General features: G+C 71.9%; 14 protein-coding genes. 10 read left to right on the top strand and 4 right to left on the bottom strand.

The annotated features are described in order from the left end of the window. Positions 1–23 precede the first annotated feature (23 nt). Together WMF26_RS25530 and WMF26_RS25525 are read right to left on the bottom strand one after the other, a co-directional pair. The gene (locus WMF26_RS25530; RefSeq protein WP_437994805.1) at positions 24–479 is read right to left on the bottom strand and encodes a DUF2752 domain-containing protein; all 456 of its coding nucleotides are present in this window, start codon (positions 477–479) and stop codon (positions 24–26) included. A 20-nt stretch (positions 480–499) separates the two neighbouring features. Further along, positions 500–1,900 (bottom strand): zinc ribbon domain-containing protein, encoded by a 1,401-nt coding sequence (locus WMF26_RS25525; RefSeq protein WP_437948818.1) that lies wholly within the window; start codon positions 1,898–1,900, stop codon positions 500–502. 712 nt (positions 1,901–2,612) lie between these two features. Here WMF26_RS25525 and nuoE point away from each other — a divergent pair. The 8 genes from nuoE to WMF26_RS25485 all read left to right on the top strand — a co-directional run bounded on the left by nuoE (position 2,613) and on the right by WMF26_RS25485 (position 12,811). Then, on the top strand, positions 2,613–3,095 hold the full coding sequence (gene nuoE / locus WMF26_RS25520; protein ID WP_061622760.1) for an NADH-quinone oxidoreductase subunit NuoE: 483 nt from the start codon (positions 2,613–2,615) through the stop codon (positions 3,093–3,095). A gap of 4 nt (positions 3,096–3,099) precedes the next feature. Further along, positions 3,100–4,452 carry an NADH-quinone oxidoreductase subunit NuoF gene (nuoF, locus tag WMF26_RS25515; RefSeq protein ID WP_437994804.1) on the top strand — a complete coding sequence of 451 codons (1,353 nt, stop codon included), beginning with the start codon at positions 3,100–3,102 and terminating at the stop codon, positions 4,450–4,452. After that, positions 4,449–5,102: an NADH-quinone oxidoreductase subunit J family protein gene (locus WMF26_RS25510; RefSeq protein WP_061622758.1), complete on the top strand. Its 654-nt coding sequence runs from the start codon at positions 4,449–4,451 to the stop codon at positions 5,100–5,102. Before nuoF ends, WMF26_RS25510 begins: the two co-directional genes overlap by 4 nt. Then, entirely contained in the window at positions 5,099–5,410 is a 312-nt protein-coding gene (gene nuoK / locus WMF26_RS25505; protein WP_061622757.1) for an NADH-quinone oxidoreductase subunit NuoK, read from the top strand. The genes WMF26_RS25510 and nuoK overlap by 4 nt, the downstream gene beginning before the upstream one ends. A 52-nt stretch (positions 5,411–5,462) precedes the next feature. Further along, a complete protein-coding gene (nuoL, locus tag WMF26_RS25500; RefSeq protein WP_437994803.1) occupies positions 5,463–7,976 on the top strand; it encodes an NADH-quinone oxidoreductase subunit L in 2,514 nt (837 codons plus the stop codon). Next, positions 7,973–10,012: a complex I subunit 4 family protein gene (locus tag WMF26_RS25495; protein ID WP_437994802.1), complete on the top strand. Its 2,040-nt coding sequence runs from the start codon at positions 7,973–7,975 to the stop codon at positions 10,010–10,012. The genes nuoL and WMF26_RS25495 overlap by 4 nt, the downstream gene beginning before the upstream one ends. Next, positions 10,009–11,535, top strand: coding sequence for an NADH-quinone oxidoreductase subunit N (locus WMF26_RS25490; RefSeq protein ID WP_437948815.1), 1,527 nt, complete (start codon positions 10,009–10,011; stop codon positions 11,533–11,535). Before WMF26_RS25495 ends, WMF26_RS25490 begins: the two co-directional genes overlap by 4 nt. 358 nt (positions 11,536–11,893) lie before the next feature. Beyond that, entirely contained in the window at positions 11,894–12,811 is a 918-nt protein-coding gene (locus tag WMF26_RS25485) for a hypothetical protein (protein WP_437994801.1), read from the top strand. A 2-nt stretch (positions 12,812–12,813) separates the two neighbouring features. Here WMF26_RS25485 and WMF26_RS25480 read toward each other — a convergent pair whose 3' ends face one another. Then, entirely contained in the window at positions 12,814–13,968 is a 1,155-nt protein-coding gene (locus WMF26_RS25480) for a tetratricopeptide repeat protein (protein ID WP_437994800.1), read from the bottom strand. Continuing rightward, the gene (gene hisC, locus WMF26_RS25475) at positions 13,959–15,050 is read right to left on the bottom strand and encodes a histidinol-phosphate transaminase (RefSeq protein WP_437994799.1); all 1,092 of its coding nucleotides are present in this window, start codon (positions 15,048–15,050) and stop codon (positions 13,959–13,961) included. The genes WMF26_RS25480 and hisC overlap by 10 nt, the downstream gene beginning before the upstream one ends. A gap of 74 nt (positions 15,051–15,124) precedes the next feature. On the opposite strand from hisC, the gene WMF26_RS25470 reads away from it, so the two are divergent. Further along, entirely contained in the window at positions 15,125–15,361 is a 237-nt protein-coding gene (locus tag WMF26_RS25470) for a hypothetical protein (protein ID WP_437994798.1), read from the top strand. Next, positions 15,348–16,073, top strand: coding sequence for a nucleotidyl transferase AbiEii/AbiGii toxin family protein (locus WMF26_RS25465; RefSeq protein ID WP_437994797.1), 726 nt, complete (start codon positions 15,348–15,350; stop codon positions 16,071–16,073). Before WMF26_RS25470 ends, WMF26_RS25465 begins: the two co-directional genes overlap by 14 nt. The last annotated feature ends 18 nt before the right edge of the window (positions 16,074–16,091 follow it).

The following is a 16,091-nucleotide window of genomic DNA, read 5'->3' as shown; positions in this document are numbered from 1 at the left end:
TGGCCGGACGTCGGGCGGCGGAGCTAGACCGGCACGGGGCCGCCGAAGGCGCCGAGGAAGCGGGCGACCCAGACGGCGACCATCAGGATCGCCAGCGCGACGCCGAGGCGCGTGACCCACGCGCCCTGCACCGACTCGGTCGCGGCGATGCGGCCGTCCTTCACGTAGACCGCGGCGTTGTACGCGAGCGCGGCGAGCACGAGCGGCGCCATGATCGGGGAGAGCGGGTGCAGCCGCAGCGCCTCGGACACGTGGCCGTGCGCGAGGGCGAGGGTCGCGCGCGTGAGCCCGCAGCCAGGGCACGGGTGGCGGGTGACGATCGCGAACGGACACAGCGGGACGCCGCACGCGACCAGGAGCCCGAGCAACGCCGCGATCGCGCCGAGGCGCGCCGCGCGGCCGCGCGGATGCGCGGCGCTCCAGGCGGACGAGGCCGATGGAGCGCGCGGGCGGGCTTCGGTCGGGCCGGACAGCGACAACGGTGGGAGGATAGCGCGAGCTAGGCGGCGTTCGGATCCCAGACCTCGTTGAGGTCCTTCGCCAGGGCGTAGAGCGGGAGGAAGATGTAGAGCACGATGCCCTCGGCCTGCGGGTTGCGCGAGCCGGCCATCTGCTTGGCCTTGGTCACCTGCTCCGGCACCTTCACCCAGAGGAAGTAGTAGTTGAGCAGCGGGATGAAGACGTACCAGGGCTTGAACTCGGGATCCTTGGTCGCCTGCTGCAGCTCGTTCAGCATCGCCCAGAGCTGCCAGATCGCGTACACGAAGCAGACCATCCCGATCACGCACACCGTGACGGGGTTGCGCGTCTCGCCCCGCGCGCCCGGGGTCATCGACCCGCTGCCGGCATACACGCCCAGGTTGCTGGGCTGCTGGCCGAACTGACCAGGCGCCGAGAGCTGACCGCCGGCCGGCGACGACCCGCCGTAACCGCCCGGATCGCTCACGCCCTGGGGGCTCCCGTAGGCCCCGCCCGCCGGAGAGCCGTAGCTGCCCGCGCCCGGCGGGCTGCCGTAGCCGCCGCCAGGAGGGCTGCCGTAGCCGCCCGCCGGAGCGCCGCCGTAGCCGCCGCCGGGAGGGGCGCCGTAGCCGCCGCCCGGAGGGGCGCCGTAGCCGCCGCCGGCCATCGGATCCTGGCCCGGAGGCGGACCGTACCCGCTGGCGCTGTGCTGCGGAGGCTGGCCGTAACCGGGCGGCTGGCCGTAACCGCCGCCCGGCGGCTGGCCATAGCCGGGAGGCTGGCCGTAACCGGGCGGCTGGCCGTAACCGGGAGGGGCGCCGCCCATCGGGTCCTGGCCCGGAGGCGCGCCGAACGGGCTGCCGCCCGGCTGCGGAGGCTGACCGTAGCTGCCGCCGGGCGGCGGGAACGCGCCGGCCGGCGTGCCGCCAGCGCCGCCAGGCGGCTGCGGCGCGCCCGGGGTGTACCCGGGCAGCTGGTCGATCGCCATCGTGCCGCCGAGCGGGTTCACGCCCTGGTTGGGCGGCTGGCCGTACGGCGAATACCCGCCCGACGGGCTCGCAGCCGCGCCGCCGAAGGCCGGGCCAGAGGGCTGCTGTCCCGCGGGGGGCGATCCGTAGCCCATCCCGGGCGGAGGCGGCGCAGGGGGAGGTCCGGCAGACGCGCCGAGCCCGGCCGGCGGGACGCCGACCACCGTGCCGGCAAGCCCCTGCGGCGTGCTCGGGATGCCGGCGGGCATGCCCGGCGGCGCGCCGGCCGGAGGCGCCGGCGGCGGAGGCGCCCCCGGAGCGCGCGGGCTCGCCGCGCCTGCCCCCGACGACGGCTGGCTCATCAGCATGGTGCCCTTGAACTTCGGCGCGGCCGCCCCCTTGAGGTTGAAGCCGCACTTCGTGCACGTGGACGCCGTTTCCGAGTTTTGCGTCCCACAATTCGGACAGAACACGCACCACCTCCGGAGGGGGGTTCGCTGCTACCGATGCCCGCGCCCTGCGCGCGTCGTAATAGGCGCGAAGGGTAGTTGAAGCGCGTTCCGGTTCTCAAGTGAAAGACGAAGAACGCTGCGGGCTTCTCCCGAGGCTACGCGTTCTCCGCCAGAAAACCCAGGGCGTTCTCTCCGCGAGGGAGCGCGCTGCTTCCGTGGCGAGCGGCGCGTGGCGAGCGGCGCGTGGCGAGCGGCGCGCGTTTCCGCTCACCGCGCGCTCCCGCTCACGATCGGGGCGCGCTCTCCGCATCGGGGCGCGCTCTCCGCCGATGCGACGGCGATGCGACGGCGTCGCGACCGCCGTCGGGCGGCGGTCCGGGCGGGCCGGCCGGCGCGAGGCGTCGCCCAGGTTTCTGGGCAGCGAGAGGGTTTCCGTGGTTCGCTGGAGGTTTCCCCCCGGCGCGCCTTGACAGTGACCACCGTCGCTCACTAGCGTGCCGGCGCCTCGGGACGGCTCCGTACGACGGACAACCGAATGCCCGGCCGCCGGTGCGCGGGGCTGTCCGCCTCCGGCAGGCGCCTCTACTCCGGAGGCGCACGAGGGTGCGCCCGGGTTCTCCGGGCCGACCCTCGTTGGAAGGGACCCGCCACGGGGGTCCCGACTGCATGTCGAAGCGGGCACGCCGCGAGCGCGGCGCGCCCAGGGAGCCAGCGGACCGTGCCAACAGCCGACATGACCGACAAATTTGCTCTGAGCCCCGACCGGCAAACCGAGTTCGAGAAGATCCTCGCGCGCTACCCGAACCGCCAGGCCGCGTGCATCCCGGTGCTCCACCTCTGCCAGAGCCAGGAGGGGTGGGTCTCCGAACGGGTGCTGCGCTGGGTCGCCGAGCAGCTCGGCCTCCCCACGGCGCACGTCCAGGGGGTCGCGACCTTCTACACCCTCTTCAACAAGCAGCCCGTGGGCAAGCACCAGGTCTGGGTCTGCCGGACGCTGAGCTGCGCGCTGAACGGCGCGGACGCCGTGCTGCACCACTGCGAGAAGCGCCTCGGGATCCACGCGGGCGAGACCACGCAGGACGGGAGGGTCACGCTGCGCACCGCAGAGTGCCTCGCCTCGTGCGGCACGGCCCCGATGATGCAGGTCGATCGCGACTACTACGAGGGCCTCACGCTCGAGAAGGTGGACGCGATCCTCGATCGGTTGACGAGGTGACGAGATGCTCCGGCTGACGCGCTATCTGACGAAGAACTACGACACGCCCGACGGCCACAAGCTCTCGGTGTACGAGAGGGGCGGCGGCTACCAGCAGGCGAAGCGCGCCCTCGGGATGACGCGCGAGGCGCTCGTCGAGGAGATGAAGGCGGCCAACATCCGCGGCCGCGGCGGCGCCGGCTTCGCCATGGGCGTGAAGTGGAGCTTCATGCCGTGGCCCCCGAAGCCCGAGCGGCCGCACTACCTCGTCATCAACGCCGACGAGGGCGAGCCCGGCACCTTCAAGGACCGCACGCTGATGGAGAAGAACCCGCACTCCGTCGTCGAGGGGTGCATCATCGGCTGCTTCGGCATCGGCGCCCACGCCGCGTACATCTACGTGCGCGACGAGCTCCACCTGTCCAAGGCGCGGCTCTGGGGCGCCATCGAGGAGGCGCGCGCGAAGGGCTATCTCGGCAAGCGGCCGTTCGGGATCGACTACCCGGTCGAGGTCTACGTCCACACGGGCGCCGGCGCGTACATCTGCGGCGAGGAGACGTCGCTCCTCAACTCGCTCGAGGGCAAGCGCGGCGAGCCGCGGCTCAAGCCGCCGTTCCCCGCCCAGTTCGGCGCGTTCGGGATGCCGACCACGGTGAACAACCTGGAGACGATCGCCGCGGTCCCCACGGCGCTCGAGCTCGGGGGCGACAACTTCTCGAAGCTCTCCGCGCTGCACAACCTGAAGGACGGCGGCTGCCGGCTCTTCGGCGTGAGCGGCCACGTGAACAACCCCGGCATCTTCGAGGCGTGCGTCGGCCTCACCCTCCGCGAGCTCATCTACGACCTCGGCGGCGGCGTGAAGCACGGCAAGCTGCTCGGGGTCATCCCGGGCGGCTCGTCGTGCCCCATCCTGCGCGCCGACGAGGTCGTGAACGCGCCGAACGAGAAGTCGCCGCTCCACCCGTGGCACGGCCAGAGCGTGCTCGACGTGCCGCTCGGCGTGGACACGTTCCGCACGCTCGGGACGATGCTCGGGACCTGCTGCGCCATCGTCCTCAGCGACAAGGCGTGCCCGGTCCTCGCGATGCACAACCTGATGCGCTTCTACCGCCACGAGTCGTGCGGCCAGTGCACGCCCTGCCGCGAGGGCAGCGCGTGGATCCACCGGATCCTCGATCGCATCGTGCACGGCGAGGGGACGATCGAGGAGCTCGATCGGCTGCACGAGATCGCCGACAACATCATGGGCAACACCATCTGCGCCTTCGGCGAGGGCACGGCGATGCCCGCGCTCGGGTTCCTGCGCAAGTTCCGCAAGGAGTTCGAGGCGTACATTCAGACCAAGGGCCGGTCGTCGACAGGGGTGCTCTCGCCGTGAAAATCTTCGAATTCGCCTACTTCGGGCTGGCGTCGCTGCTCGTCCTCCTCGGCGGCCTGGCCACGGTCGCGGCCCGGAACCCGATCCGCGGCGCGATGGGCCTGCTCACGTCGATCGTCGGCATCGCGGGGCTCTACCTGATGCTCTCCGCGGAGTTCCTCGCGGCGATCCAGATCCTCGTGTACGCGGGCGCGGTCGTCATCCTCTTCCTCTTCGTGATCATGCTCCTCGGCCCGTCGGCGACGTCGCCGCGCGACGCCCGCACCGCGGTGCCGCGCTACGTGGGCGCCGGCGTCCTCGCGGCGAGCAGCATCGGCGCGCTCGCCCTCGTCGCCAGCGCCGCGAAGCCCGGCGCGCGGGTCGTCCCGGAGGCCCCCGAGGCGCTCGGGACGATCGAGGCGCTCGGGCACGAGCTCTTCACGAAGGGGATCGTGCCGTTCGAGCTCTCGGGCGCGCTGCTCCTCGTCGCCGTGATCGGCGCCGTCGCCGTCGCCCGCGGCAAGCAGGTCGACCCCACGCTGCTGCCGGCCGGGGCCGCCTCGCCGGACGGAAACGACCAGGTCCCGGTGCGCGACGCGGCGACGCCGGACCCGCAGCCGGGCGCGCTCACGGGCCACTTCACCCTGTCGACGAAGGAGCCGAAGTCATGATCTCCGTCCCCATCGAGTACTACCTCGTTGTCGCGGCGGTGCTGTTCGTGATCGGGTCGGTGGGCTTCCTGCTGCGCAGGAACCTGCTGGTCCTCCTGATGAGCATCGAGCTGATGCTCAACGCCGTGAACCTCACGCTCGTCGCGTACAACCGGGTGCACCCGCAGGATCACGCCGGGCAGATCTTCACTTTCTTCGTCATCGCCATCGCGGCGGCGGAAGCCGCCGTGGGTCTCGCGATCGTGCTCGCGTTCTACCGCATCAGGAAGACGATGCGCGCGGACGACGCCGATCTCCTGAGGAGTTAGCGTGGAAGCCCTGAGAGTCTTATTCCCCGCGTCCGAGTTCGCGCTGCTCGCGGTGGTGCTCGGCCTGCCGGCGCTCGGCGCGTTCGTGAACGGCCTCTTCGGCAAGCGCCTCGGCAAGGACGCGGTCCGGCTGATGGCGCTCGCCGCGCTCGGCGGCGCCTTCCTGGCGGCCGTGACGACGTTCCTGATGCTGCCGCACGAGGGCGGCAAGCTCACCTGGACGGCCTGGCGCTGGTTCTCGATCAGCGGCCGGATGGGCCAGTCGATCCCGATCGACGTCGCCTTCAGCGTCGACGGCCTGAGCGGGACGATGATCCTCGTCGTCACCGGCGTCGGCTTCCTCATCCACCTCTACTCGTCGGCGTACATGCGCGAGGACCCGGGGTACTACCGGTTCTTCGCGTACCTGAACCTGTTCTGCTTCTCGATGCTCGTGCTGATCATGGCCGACAACCTCGCCGTCCTCTTCGTGGGGTGGGAGGGCGTCGGCATGTGCAGCTACCTGCTCATCGGCTTCTGGTTCAAGGACGACAAGAACGCGAGCGCGGGCAAGAAGGCGTTCGTCGTGAACCGCATCGGCGACTTCGGCCTCCTCGTGGCGATGGCGATGCTCGCCTACTACACGGGCACGCTGAACTTCGACGGCATCGCGGCGAACGCGGGCAACCTGCTCTCTGCCGTGAAGGTCTGGCCGATCGGCAACATGTCGGCCGACACGGTGCCCGGCTTCCTGAGCTTCATCATCCCGTCGCAGCCGGTGCTCGTGTACGCGGCGACCCTGGTCGGGCTCGCGCTGTTCCTCGGCTGCGCCGGCAAGAGCGCGCAGATCCCGCTCTACATCTGGCTGCCGGACGCGATGGCCGGGCCGACGCCGGTGTCCGCCCTCATCCACGCCGCGACGATGGTGACCGCGGGCGTCTACCTCGTGGCCCGGCTCTCGGCGGTGTTCGTGCTGTCGCCGTTCGCGATGGCGGTCGTCGCGGTGACCGGCGTGGCCACGGCGCTGTTCGCGGCCTCGATCGGGCTCTTCCAGAACGACCTGAAGAAGGTGCTCGCCTACTCCACGGTGAGCCAGCTCGGGTTCATGTTCATCGGCGTGGGCGTCGGCGCCTTCGCGGCCGGCTTCTTCCACGTCCTCACGCACGCCTTCTTCAAGGCCTGCCTCTTCCTCGGCGCCGGCTCGGTGATCCACGCGATGCACGCCCGCATCCACGACACCGACCAGTCCCAGGACATGCGGAACATGGGCGGCCTCAAGGCTTACATGCCGCTCACGCGCTGGACCTTCCTCCTCGCGTGCCTCTCGATCGCGGGCTTCCCCGGGTTCGCCGGGTTCTGGTCCAAGGACGAGATCCTCTGGCGCGCGTTCTCCAGCCGGATCGCGTCGGTCTCGACGCGCGGGCAGCCGGTGTGGCAGTGGCCCGACTGGCTCGGCCCGGCGATCTACTGGGTCGGCATCCTGGCCGCGACGATGACCGCCTTCTACATGTTCCGCGCGTACTTCCTGACGTTCCACGGCGAGTTCCGCGGCTGGACGATCGTGCGCGGCTGGAAGGACCCGCACCCGCACGGCCACCACGACGACCACCACGCGCACGCGCCGGGCGAGAAGGTCGAGGGCCCGGAGCCGCACGAGTCGCCGCTGCCGATGACGATCCCGCTGATCGTGCTCGGGGCGCTGTCGGTCCTCGCGGGCTTCCTCATGGCCGAGCCGCTCGTGCACCTCACCCACAACCACGCGTTCGCGCCGCTGGCGCACCTGCTCGAGCCGGTCTTCTCGATGACGTCGAGGGCGGTCCAGGCGCGCGAGGGGGTGGAGGGGCTGCTCTTCCCGATGATGCTGCCCGGCGTCGCCGCGTGCTTCACCGGCATCGGCCTCGCGATGCTCGTGTACTGGAACAAGCGCGGCGAGCCCGAGCGGCGCTTCGCGCAGAGCTTCCCGGGGCTCCACCAGCTCGTCTACGACAAGTGGCGGATCGACGAGCTCTACAACGCCACGGTGGTGGGCATGGTCGACGCGCTGGCGGACATCTTCACGATGGCCGACAAGTGGATCATCGACGGCGTCATCGCGAAGCTCTCCGCCGCGCTGGTCGGGTTCTTCGGCACGGTGCTGCGCGCGCTCCAGACGGGCCGCGTGCAGGTCTACGCCGCGTCGATGGTCGTCGGGCTCGCCGGCGTCGGCTGGTTCCTGGTCAACCCGCACGCCGACGCGAACGTCGACGACGCGGAGCTGCGCCGGTCCGGCGAGGTGAAGCTCTCGGCGGCGCCGGGGCTCGGCTACCAGTACCGCTGGGAGGGGCCCGGCGTGCCCGCCCGCGACTTCTCGGAGTCGACCGACGTCACGGTGAAGCTCGAGCCGGGCGAGAAGAAGGACATCGTGCTCCGCGTGCGCAACGCCTTCAACCGCGAGGCGACGGAGACGTTCACGTTCTCGCGGCCGACGGCCCGCGGGAACCCGACGGGCCCCACCTCCATGCGGGGCCCGGACGTGCCCACGCTCCCCCCGGGGACGACCCCGGCGGAGCAGATCCATGACCTGATCCAGCCGAAGGGCCTGCAATGAGCGCGCTCGACCTCGTAACCCATTACTGGCCGGCGCTCGCCGCCGGCGTCGTCGGAGCGCTCCTCCCGAGGGGCGCCGGGCAGGGCGCGGACGGCGCCCACGGCGACGACCACGATCACGGCCACGGCGACGAGCACGGGCACGGCGACGAGCACGGCGACGACCACGGGCACGGCGACGACCACGGGCACGGCGACGACCACGGCCACGGCGAGGCCCACGCGAGCGCCGGGTACACGCCGTGGCAGCGGTTCGGCCTCGGGCTGATCGCGGCGCTCACCGTGCTCGGCGTGCAGTGGCTCTGGCCGTCCGACGCGGCGGCGGCCGCGGCGGAGGCGTCCGGGGAGTGGTCGTCGCTCCTCAACGTGCTCATCGGCCTGCCGTTCGTCGGGGCCGCGGCGGTGCTGTTCATGCCGCGGCAGATGCTCTCGCTGCTCCGCGGCTTCACGCTGGCCGTGCTCGGCGCGGGCTTCCTCGCGTCGCTCTGGCTGCTCAGCGTGCCGATGACGGTGGGCTGGCACTTCCAGTCGATCAAGGACTGGATCCCGTCGCTCGGCATCCGGTGGCACGTCGCCATCGACGGCATCAGCCTCTGGCTCGTCCTGCTCACGACGTTCATCGCGCCCATCGCGGCGTACGCGTCGTTCGGGTCGATCAAGAACCGGATCAAGGAGCTCTGCTTCTGCCTCCTGCTCCTGCAGGGCGCGATGCTCGGCGCGTTCGTCGCGCTCGACCTGTTCCTGTTCTTCCTCTTCTGGGAGCTGATGCTGGTGCCGATGTTCGTGATGATTGGCATCTGGGGCGGCGTCGAGAAGATCAAGGCGGCGATCAAGCTGTTCGTCTACACGATGGCCGGCTCGATGCTGATGCTCGCGGGCATCGTGTACCTCGTGTGGGCGAACCAGAAGCTCACGGGCGCGTACACCTTCGACTACCTCGCGCTCTCGCGCGTGGTCCTGCCGCGCGGCACCCAGATGCTCTGCTTCTGGGCGTTCTCGATCGCGTTCTTCATCAAGGTGCCGATGTGGCCGGTGCACACGTGGCTGCCGGACGCCCACGTGCAGGCGCCGACCGGCGGCTCGGTCATCCTGGCCGCGGTGATGCTGAAGATCGGGACGTACGCGTACCTGCGCTTCTCGATGGGCCTCTTCCCCGGCCCGGCCTCCAGCCTCGCGGCCAACCTGGCCGGCATCGCGATCCTCGGCGGCGTGATCTACGGCGCGCTCGTCGCCTGGAAGCAGGCGGACGTGAAGCGCCTCGTGGCGTACTCGTCGGTCGCCCACCTCGGCTACGTGATGCTCGGTCTGTTCGGCGTCACGCCGAGCGGGATCCAGGGCGCGGTGCTCCAGATGGTGAACCACGGCGTCTCCACCGGCGCGCTCTTCCTCCTCGTCGGCGTGATCTACGACCGCCGCCACACCCGCCAGGTCTCCGAGTTCGGCGGCCTCGCCAAGGTGATGCCGGTCTACGCGACGCTGTTCCTGATCGTGACGTTCGCCTCCGTGGGCGTGCCCGGCACGAACGGGTTCATCGGCGAGTTCATGATCATCACCGCGACCTACGTGTCCGAGCGCCTCGGGGTCTTCAGCGGGATCCACACCGTGGGCGCCGCCGCGGGCGTCATCCTCGCGGCCGTCTACATGCTGAGCGTCGTGCAGAAGATGTTCTTCGGGCCGCTCACGAACCCGAAGAACAAGCACCTGCCCGACATCACGCCCCGCGAGGGCCTGGCGCTCGCGCCGCTCATCCTGATGATCTTCGTGATCGGCCTGTTCCCTGACGTCTTCCTCGATCGGATGAAGGAGTCGGTCCTGTCTACGTACAACCAGTTCAAGGTCGTCTCCGGGCAGGCGATCCTCTTCGCGGACGAACGCAACGCGAAGCTCCTGCCGGAGGACACGTTCTCCCCCGCCTTCCTGAAGGGGGCGCCCGTGCTGGGCTCCGGCGCGGGCGCGGCGGGGGGTGACGAGGAGGCGCGGCGCGAGCCTCCGGCGGGCGGCAAGCTCGCGGCGCGCGCGGGGGAGGCGGCGCGATGAACCTCGGACCCTTCATCGCGGTGTCGCCGCTGCTCGTCGTCACGCTCGGCGGCGTGCTGCTGATGGTGGCGGAGGCGTTCTCGCATCGCCGCGAGGAGTCGCACGACCGCCGCTCCGGCCCGTCGTCCGACATCGCGCTCGGGACCGCGATCACGCTCCTCGCCGGGGCGGTGTTCTCGGGCGCGGTCGGGTTCGTCGGCCCCGAGACGCTGGACGGGGTCGACGTGCTCGCGCCCTACCTGGTGATGGACCGCTTCACGCTGTTCTTCTCCTTCGTGCTCTGCCTGGGCGGCGCGCTGGCGGCGCTGCTCGCCGGGGGATACCTCCCCGAGCACCGGCTCGATCGCGGGGAGTTCTACCCGCTGCTGACCTTCTCGACGGTGGGCGCGATCATCCTCGCCGGCGCGGGGGATCTGCTGACGCTCTTCCTCGGGCTGGAGACGATGTCGCTCGGGGCGTACGCGCTGACCGGCTTCCGCCGGACGTCGCCGCGGAGCACCGAGGCGGCGATCAAGTACTTCCTGCTCGGCTCGTTCGCGGCGGCGCTGCTGCTCTACGGCGGCGCGCTGATCTACGGGGCGACGGGGCACACCGACCTCGCCGGGATCGGCCAAGCGATCGCGGGCGCGACGGGGGACAAGGCGCCGAACCCGGCGCTCCTGCTCATCGGGGCGGCGCTGATGCTGGTCGGCCTCGCGTTCAAGGTGAGCGCGGTGCCGTTCCACATGTGGACGCCCGACGCTTACGAGGGCGCGCCGACGCCGGCCACGACGTTCATGGCCGTCGCGGTGAAGGGCGCGGCGTTCGCGACGCTGCTGCGCGTGCTGCTCGGCGCGTTCGGCAGCCCGGCGCTGTCGTCGTGGGCGGCGGGCTGGCCGCCGGCGGTGGCGGTGATGGCGCTGCTCACGATGACGGTGGCGAACCTCATCGCGGGGCGGCAGGAGTCGGTGAAGCGGATGCTCGCCTACTCGAGCATCGCGCACGCCGGCTACCTGCTCGTCGGCGTCGCGGCGACGGTGCGTGCGAGCGAGGACGCGCAGGCGAGCGTGATGTTCTACCTGCTCGCCTACACGGTCTCGACGGTCGGCGCGTTCGGCACGCTCATCCTGTGCGGCAGCCGCGGCGCGGAGGCGGTGAGCTACGAGGACCTCTCGGGCATCGGCAAGCGGCACCCGGTGGCGGCGCTCGCGTTCTCGCTGTTCCTCCTGTCCCTGGCGGGCGTCCCGCCGACGGCCGGGTTCTTCGGCAAGCTCTACATCGTCAAGGCGGCGATGGGCGCGGAGCTGTACACGCTGTCGGTGGCGCTGCTCCTCAACAGCGTGCTGTCGGCGTACTACTACCTGCGGGTGCTCGTGTTCATGTACATGCGCGAGCCGGCGCCGGGTGCGCCGATCGCCCGGCCCATGCGGTCGGGGTACGTCAACGCGGCGCTCGTCGTGTCGGCGGTGCTCGTCATGGTCCTCGGGATTTGGCCGACGACCTCGCTCGGGATCGCGGTGCGCGCGGTCCTCGCTTCCCACTAGAGCGGGGGTCCACCCGCTGCGGATACGGGCCCACCTCGACGTTTTCGGTGCTCGGCGTACTGGAGTACGCCTGCGCGCCGAAAACGCCGATCTGGGCCCGTCTCCTGTGCGGGTGAACCCCCGCTCGGCAGCGCTTGGGCTGGCATAGCGGTGCGGGATCGGTGCGGGCTCACGATGATCTGTCGGCGCGCCGCGGGGCAGCGCGCCGCCAACTGACTTGGCGGCGATGGCACCGGCGCTAGCGGCGCTCGCGCCCTCGTGCGGCGAAACCGCGGTGCTGCGCGGGGCGCGCGAGTTGCTAAAGTCGGCGCCGATGCGGAACGGCGAGACGATGCAGAGGACAGCGGGGAACTGGCGGATGCGCGCGGCAAGCGTCGCGCTGCTCGGGGCGCTCGGGTGTCAGGGGGGGAACACGAGCGGAGGCTCGCCCTCGGGGAGCGCGGCGCCGGCAGGGAGCGCGGCGCCGGCAGCGGCGAGCGCCAGCGCGGCGGCGAGCGCCAGCGCGGCGGCGAGCGCGCAGGCGGCGGATGCGCCCGCGATCTCGCTGACCTCGGAGGCGGTGCTCAAGGTGACGAACCCGAAGCGGCAAGCGCCGTACAGCGGGCCCACGGGGACGCTGAAAGGGCGGGTCACCATCAAGGGAGACCCGCCGCCCGACACGGGGCTCAGCTTTCCGACCGGCAAGTGCGGCGAGGCCGCTGCCACCTACGGGAGGCTGTTCCGCGTGGGGCAGCAGAACGCCGTCGCCGACGCGCTCGTCACCGTCGTCAACTACAGCGGCCACGTGCCCGAGCGCGAAGAGGCCGAGAAGGTGACCATCCACGGGTGCGCGTTCTCGACCCGCACCGTGGCCATGACGTTCGGACAGCGGCTCGAGGTCGCGAACCTCGACCTGCTCGAGCCCTACATGCCCAACCTCGAGGGCGCCCCGTTCATGGCCGTTCTCGTCGCCATGCCGCAAGGCGAAGCGGTGAAGTTCTTCCCGCCCCAGCCGGGCTACTACCACCTCGTGGACAAGATGCCGAAGCCGTTCCTCAAGGCCGAGGTCTTCGTGCTCAAGTTCGCGACGCACGACGTGACCGGCCTCGACGGGCAGTTCGAGATCAAGGACATCCCCGTGGGCAAGGTGCTCACCGCCGCCCTCCTGCCGGCCATCGATCAGGACGTGAAGAAGGAGATCGAGATTAAGGAGGGCGAGAACACCCTCGATTTCGAGCTCAACTTCGATCTCGAGAAGTACAACGCGAAGAAGAACAAGGCGAAGCCGTCGCCCTGAGCTCAGGGCGCGGCCGGCGCGCCCCCCGCGAGCTCCCGGTGAACGCGCCGCTCGACCTCGCGGGACAGCGGATCGCGGGCGCCGGGCGCGGGGGGCCCCGGCGGGCCGAGCCAGGCGAGCGCGGCGTCGCGGCCGATGCGACGGAAGAGCAGCTCGGCGAAGAGCAGCCGGGCGAGCGGCGAGGGGGGCACCGCGGCGCCGCCGCCCGCGGGCGCCTGGAGCGCGTCGCAGGCGCGGGCCAGCGCCTCGAGATCGCCGCTCAGATCGGCCGCCACCGCGAGCGCGACGAGCGCGGAGGCGCTCGACGGATCGGCCGCCGAGACGAGCTCGGCCTGCTCGCGCGCCTCGCCGACGCGGCCCAGGGCGGCCGCGCGCACCGCGACCTCGGCCGGCGGCAGATCCGCGTCGCGCGCCAGGCGGCGGGCGCGGCGCAGCTGCCCGTGGACCAGCGCGTCGTCGAGCTCGGCCAGCGGCCCCCGCGGCGCCGCCGGCCGCTCGGCGGCGGCGGTCCTCCGCGCGGCGAGCTCGCGCAGCCGCCGCGCCGCCTCCTCGGCGGCCGGGCGATCTCCGGCCTCGAGGGCCACCGCGTGCAGCGCGCGCCAGGCGTCCGCCGAGAAGGGGTGGCGCACGAGCAGCGCCCGCAGCGACAGGCGCGCGTCCTCCGACCGGCCGAGCCGCCGCAGGATCTCGGCGCGGAGCAGGACGCCGTCGTCGCGCTCCGGATCGAGCAGGACCGCCCGCTCGACGCGGCCGAGCGCCGCCGCGGGCCGCCCGGCCGCGAGATCGCACCGCGCCTGCTCGAGGTGGGCCGGCGCGTAGTCGGGATCGATCGCGCGGGCGCGGTCGAACGCGTCGTCCGCCGCCTCCCGGCGGCCGAGGCGGCAGCGCACCGACCCGACGCGGGTCCAGATGTCCGCGCTCTCGGGATCGCTGTCCTCCGCCAGCTCGTACGCCTCCAGGGCCGTCTCGAGGTCGCCGCGCGCCTCGGCCTCGGCGCCGATGGCGTACAGCGCGTAGGCGCGCGCCGAGATCTGGCGGCCCACGAGGATCTGCCCGTCCACGGAGCGCGCGACCTCGGGCGCGGCGCAGGCCGCGGTCAGCGCGAGCGCCGCGAGCGCCGCGAGCCGCGCGGCAGGGGGCGGCGGGGTTACGCGCACGCGGCGATCTCGGCGAGGAGGCGATCGTTCTCCTCGCGGAGGCCGACGGTGATGCGGAGCCGGTGCGCGAGGCGCCCGCCCGCCCCGTGGAAGCTGCGCACCAGGACGCCGCGCGCGGCGAGCGCCTCGAAGACCTCCCCGGCAGGGCGGCGCGTGCCGACCCAGAGGAAGTTCGCGTGGCTCGGGGCGACGGAGAGGCCGAGCTCGGTCAGTCCGCGCGCGAGGCGCTCGCGCTCCTCGGTGATGAACGCGGCGGCGCGGCGGAGCTCCCCGCCGAGCTCGCGCAGGGCGAAGGTGGCCGCGCGCTGCGACGGGACGGGCAGGTTGTAGGGCTGGCGGACCTTGTCGAGCTCGGCGACGAGCGCCCGGTCGCCGACGAGCCAGCCGACCCGCAGCGACGCGAGGCCGATCTTCGAGAGCGTCCTCAGCACGGCGACGTTCGGGTGCTTGCGGACCAGGGCGAGCTGGTCGCGCGGGGCGAAGTCGATGTACGCCTCGTCGACGATGACGAGGGCGTCGCTCGCCGCGGCGATGACCGCATCGAGCCGGTCCGCCGATGCGAGCGCGCCGGTCGGGTTGTTCGGCGAGGCGATGAAGACGACGCTCGGGCGCGCGAACTCGACGGCGCGCACGAGGCCCGCCACGTCGAGGTCCCAGCCGGCGTCGAGCGGGACCTCGACGGCGCGCATGCCCCGCGCGCGGGCGCTCAGCTTGTACATGACGAAGGTGGGGCTGGTCGTCACGATGCTCGCCGCGTCGGCGCCCGGCCGCGGGCGGCTGAGCGCGGTCAGGAGGATCGAGATCACCTCGTCGGAGCCGACGCCGGCGAGGACCTCGTCGGGCTCGACGCCGCAGCGGGCGGCGATGGCCTCGCGGAGCTCGACGAGGCGCGCGTCGGGGTAGCGGCCCCAGTCCTCGGGCACCGCGGCCCGCGCGAGGGCGGCCCGCGCCTCGGCCGACAGGAGCGGCGGGCTCTCGTTGGCGTCGAGGCGCACGGGGAAGTGGCCCGCTACCGGGGTGTAGGCGTGGAGCTCGGCGAGCTCGGGGCGGAGGAGGGCGGAGAGGAAGTCGGGCGTGGGCATCGGCTCAGTCGACGGGGAGCGCGGGCGTGGGGAGGGTCACGGGGGAGCGATATACTAGCCGGGCGATGGACGCCATGAACCCAGAAGACGGCGCGGCGGCCGACCTGATCATCCCGGACGAGCTCCCGTTCCTGGAGAGCTTGTCCTGGTTCGACGCCCGATGGCGCGAGCTCTCCGCCTTCGAGATGCTCCAACGCTACGAGCGCGGGTGGCGGAATCGCGGCGTGACGGCCGATCTCTCCGCCGAGGAGGCCGCGTTCGTGCGGGCGCTCATCCAGCGCTACGGGAGCGTGCTCGATGTTCCGGCGTGAGCTCTACCGCACCATGGCGCGCGTGCTCGAGGCTCTCGACGCGGACGTGCTCGCGCGGACATCCTTCCGGTTCGGCGGCGGGACATGCCTCGCTCTGGCGCATGGCGAGTACCGCTTGTCGCGCGATCTCGACTTCGTGTGCTCCGATCCGGGGGGATATGCGGAGCTTCGCCTGGCGGTGCGAGAGCGCGGGTACGACGCGCTCTTTCCCGCGCCCGCGAGGGCCACCTTCGGCTTTCCGCGAGAAATTCGCACCGATCAGTATGGCCTGCGCTTTCCGGTCGTCGTGGGGGGCACGTCGATCCGCGTGGAGATGATCCGCGAAGCGCGCATCGCGCTCGGCCCCGCGGCGCAGGCCGCGTGGACGCCGGTACCTCTCCTGTCCGTTACCGATGCGTTCGCCGAGAAGCTCCTCGCGAACTCCGACCGCTGGGCCGACCGAGACGATCTTTCCCGCGATCTTGTGGATCTCGCCGTGCTGCGCGTGTCACACGGGCCAATCCCGGAGGCAGCCTGGGCCGCAGCGGAGGGCGCTTACAGATCGGCGCCGCTTCACGACCTGCGCAAGGCGGCCGAGCGGTTTCTCGCGGAGCCCAGCTACCAGGAGCGATGCTTCGCGGGGCTCGACGTGGAGGGGACCGACGACGTGCTGCGCGGCGTGAGCGCGCTGCTGTCAGACCTCGCTACCAACACGATGCCAGGGGAGCGATAAAGCCCCGGGGCTGGGGCA

The organism is Sorangium sp. So ce185, assembly GCF_051526825.1.
Lineage (GTDB): Bacteria > Myxococcota_A > Polyangia > Polyangiales > Polyangiaceae > Sorangium > Sorangium cellulosum_D.
The sequence above is the reverse complement of the archived record's forward strand: the minus strand, read 5'-3'. Positions and strand labels throughout refer to the sequence as shown.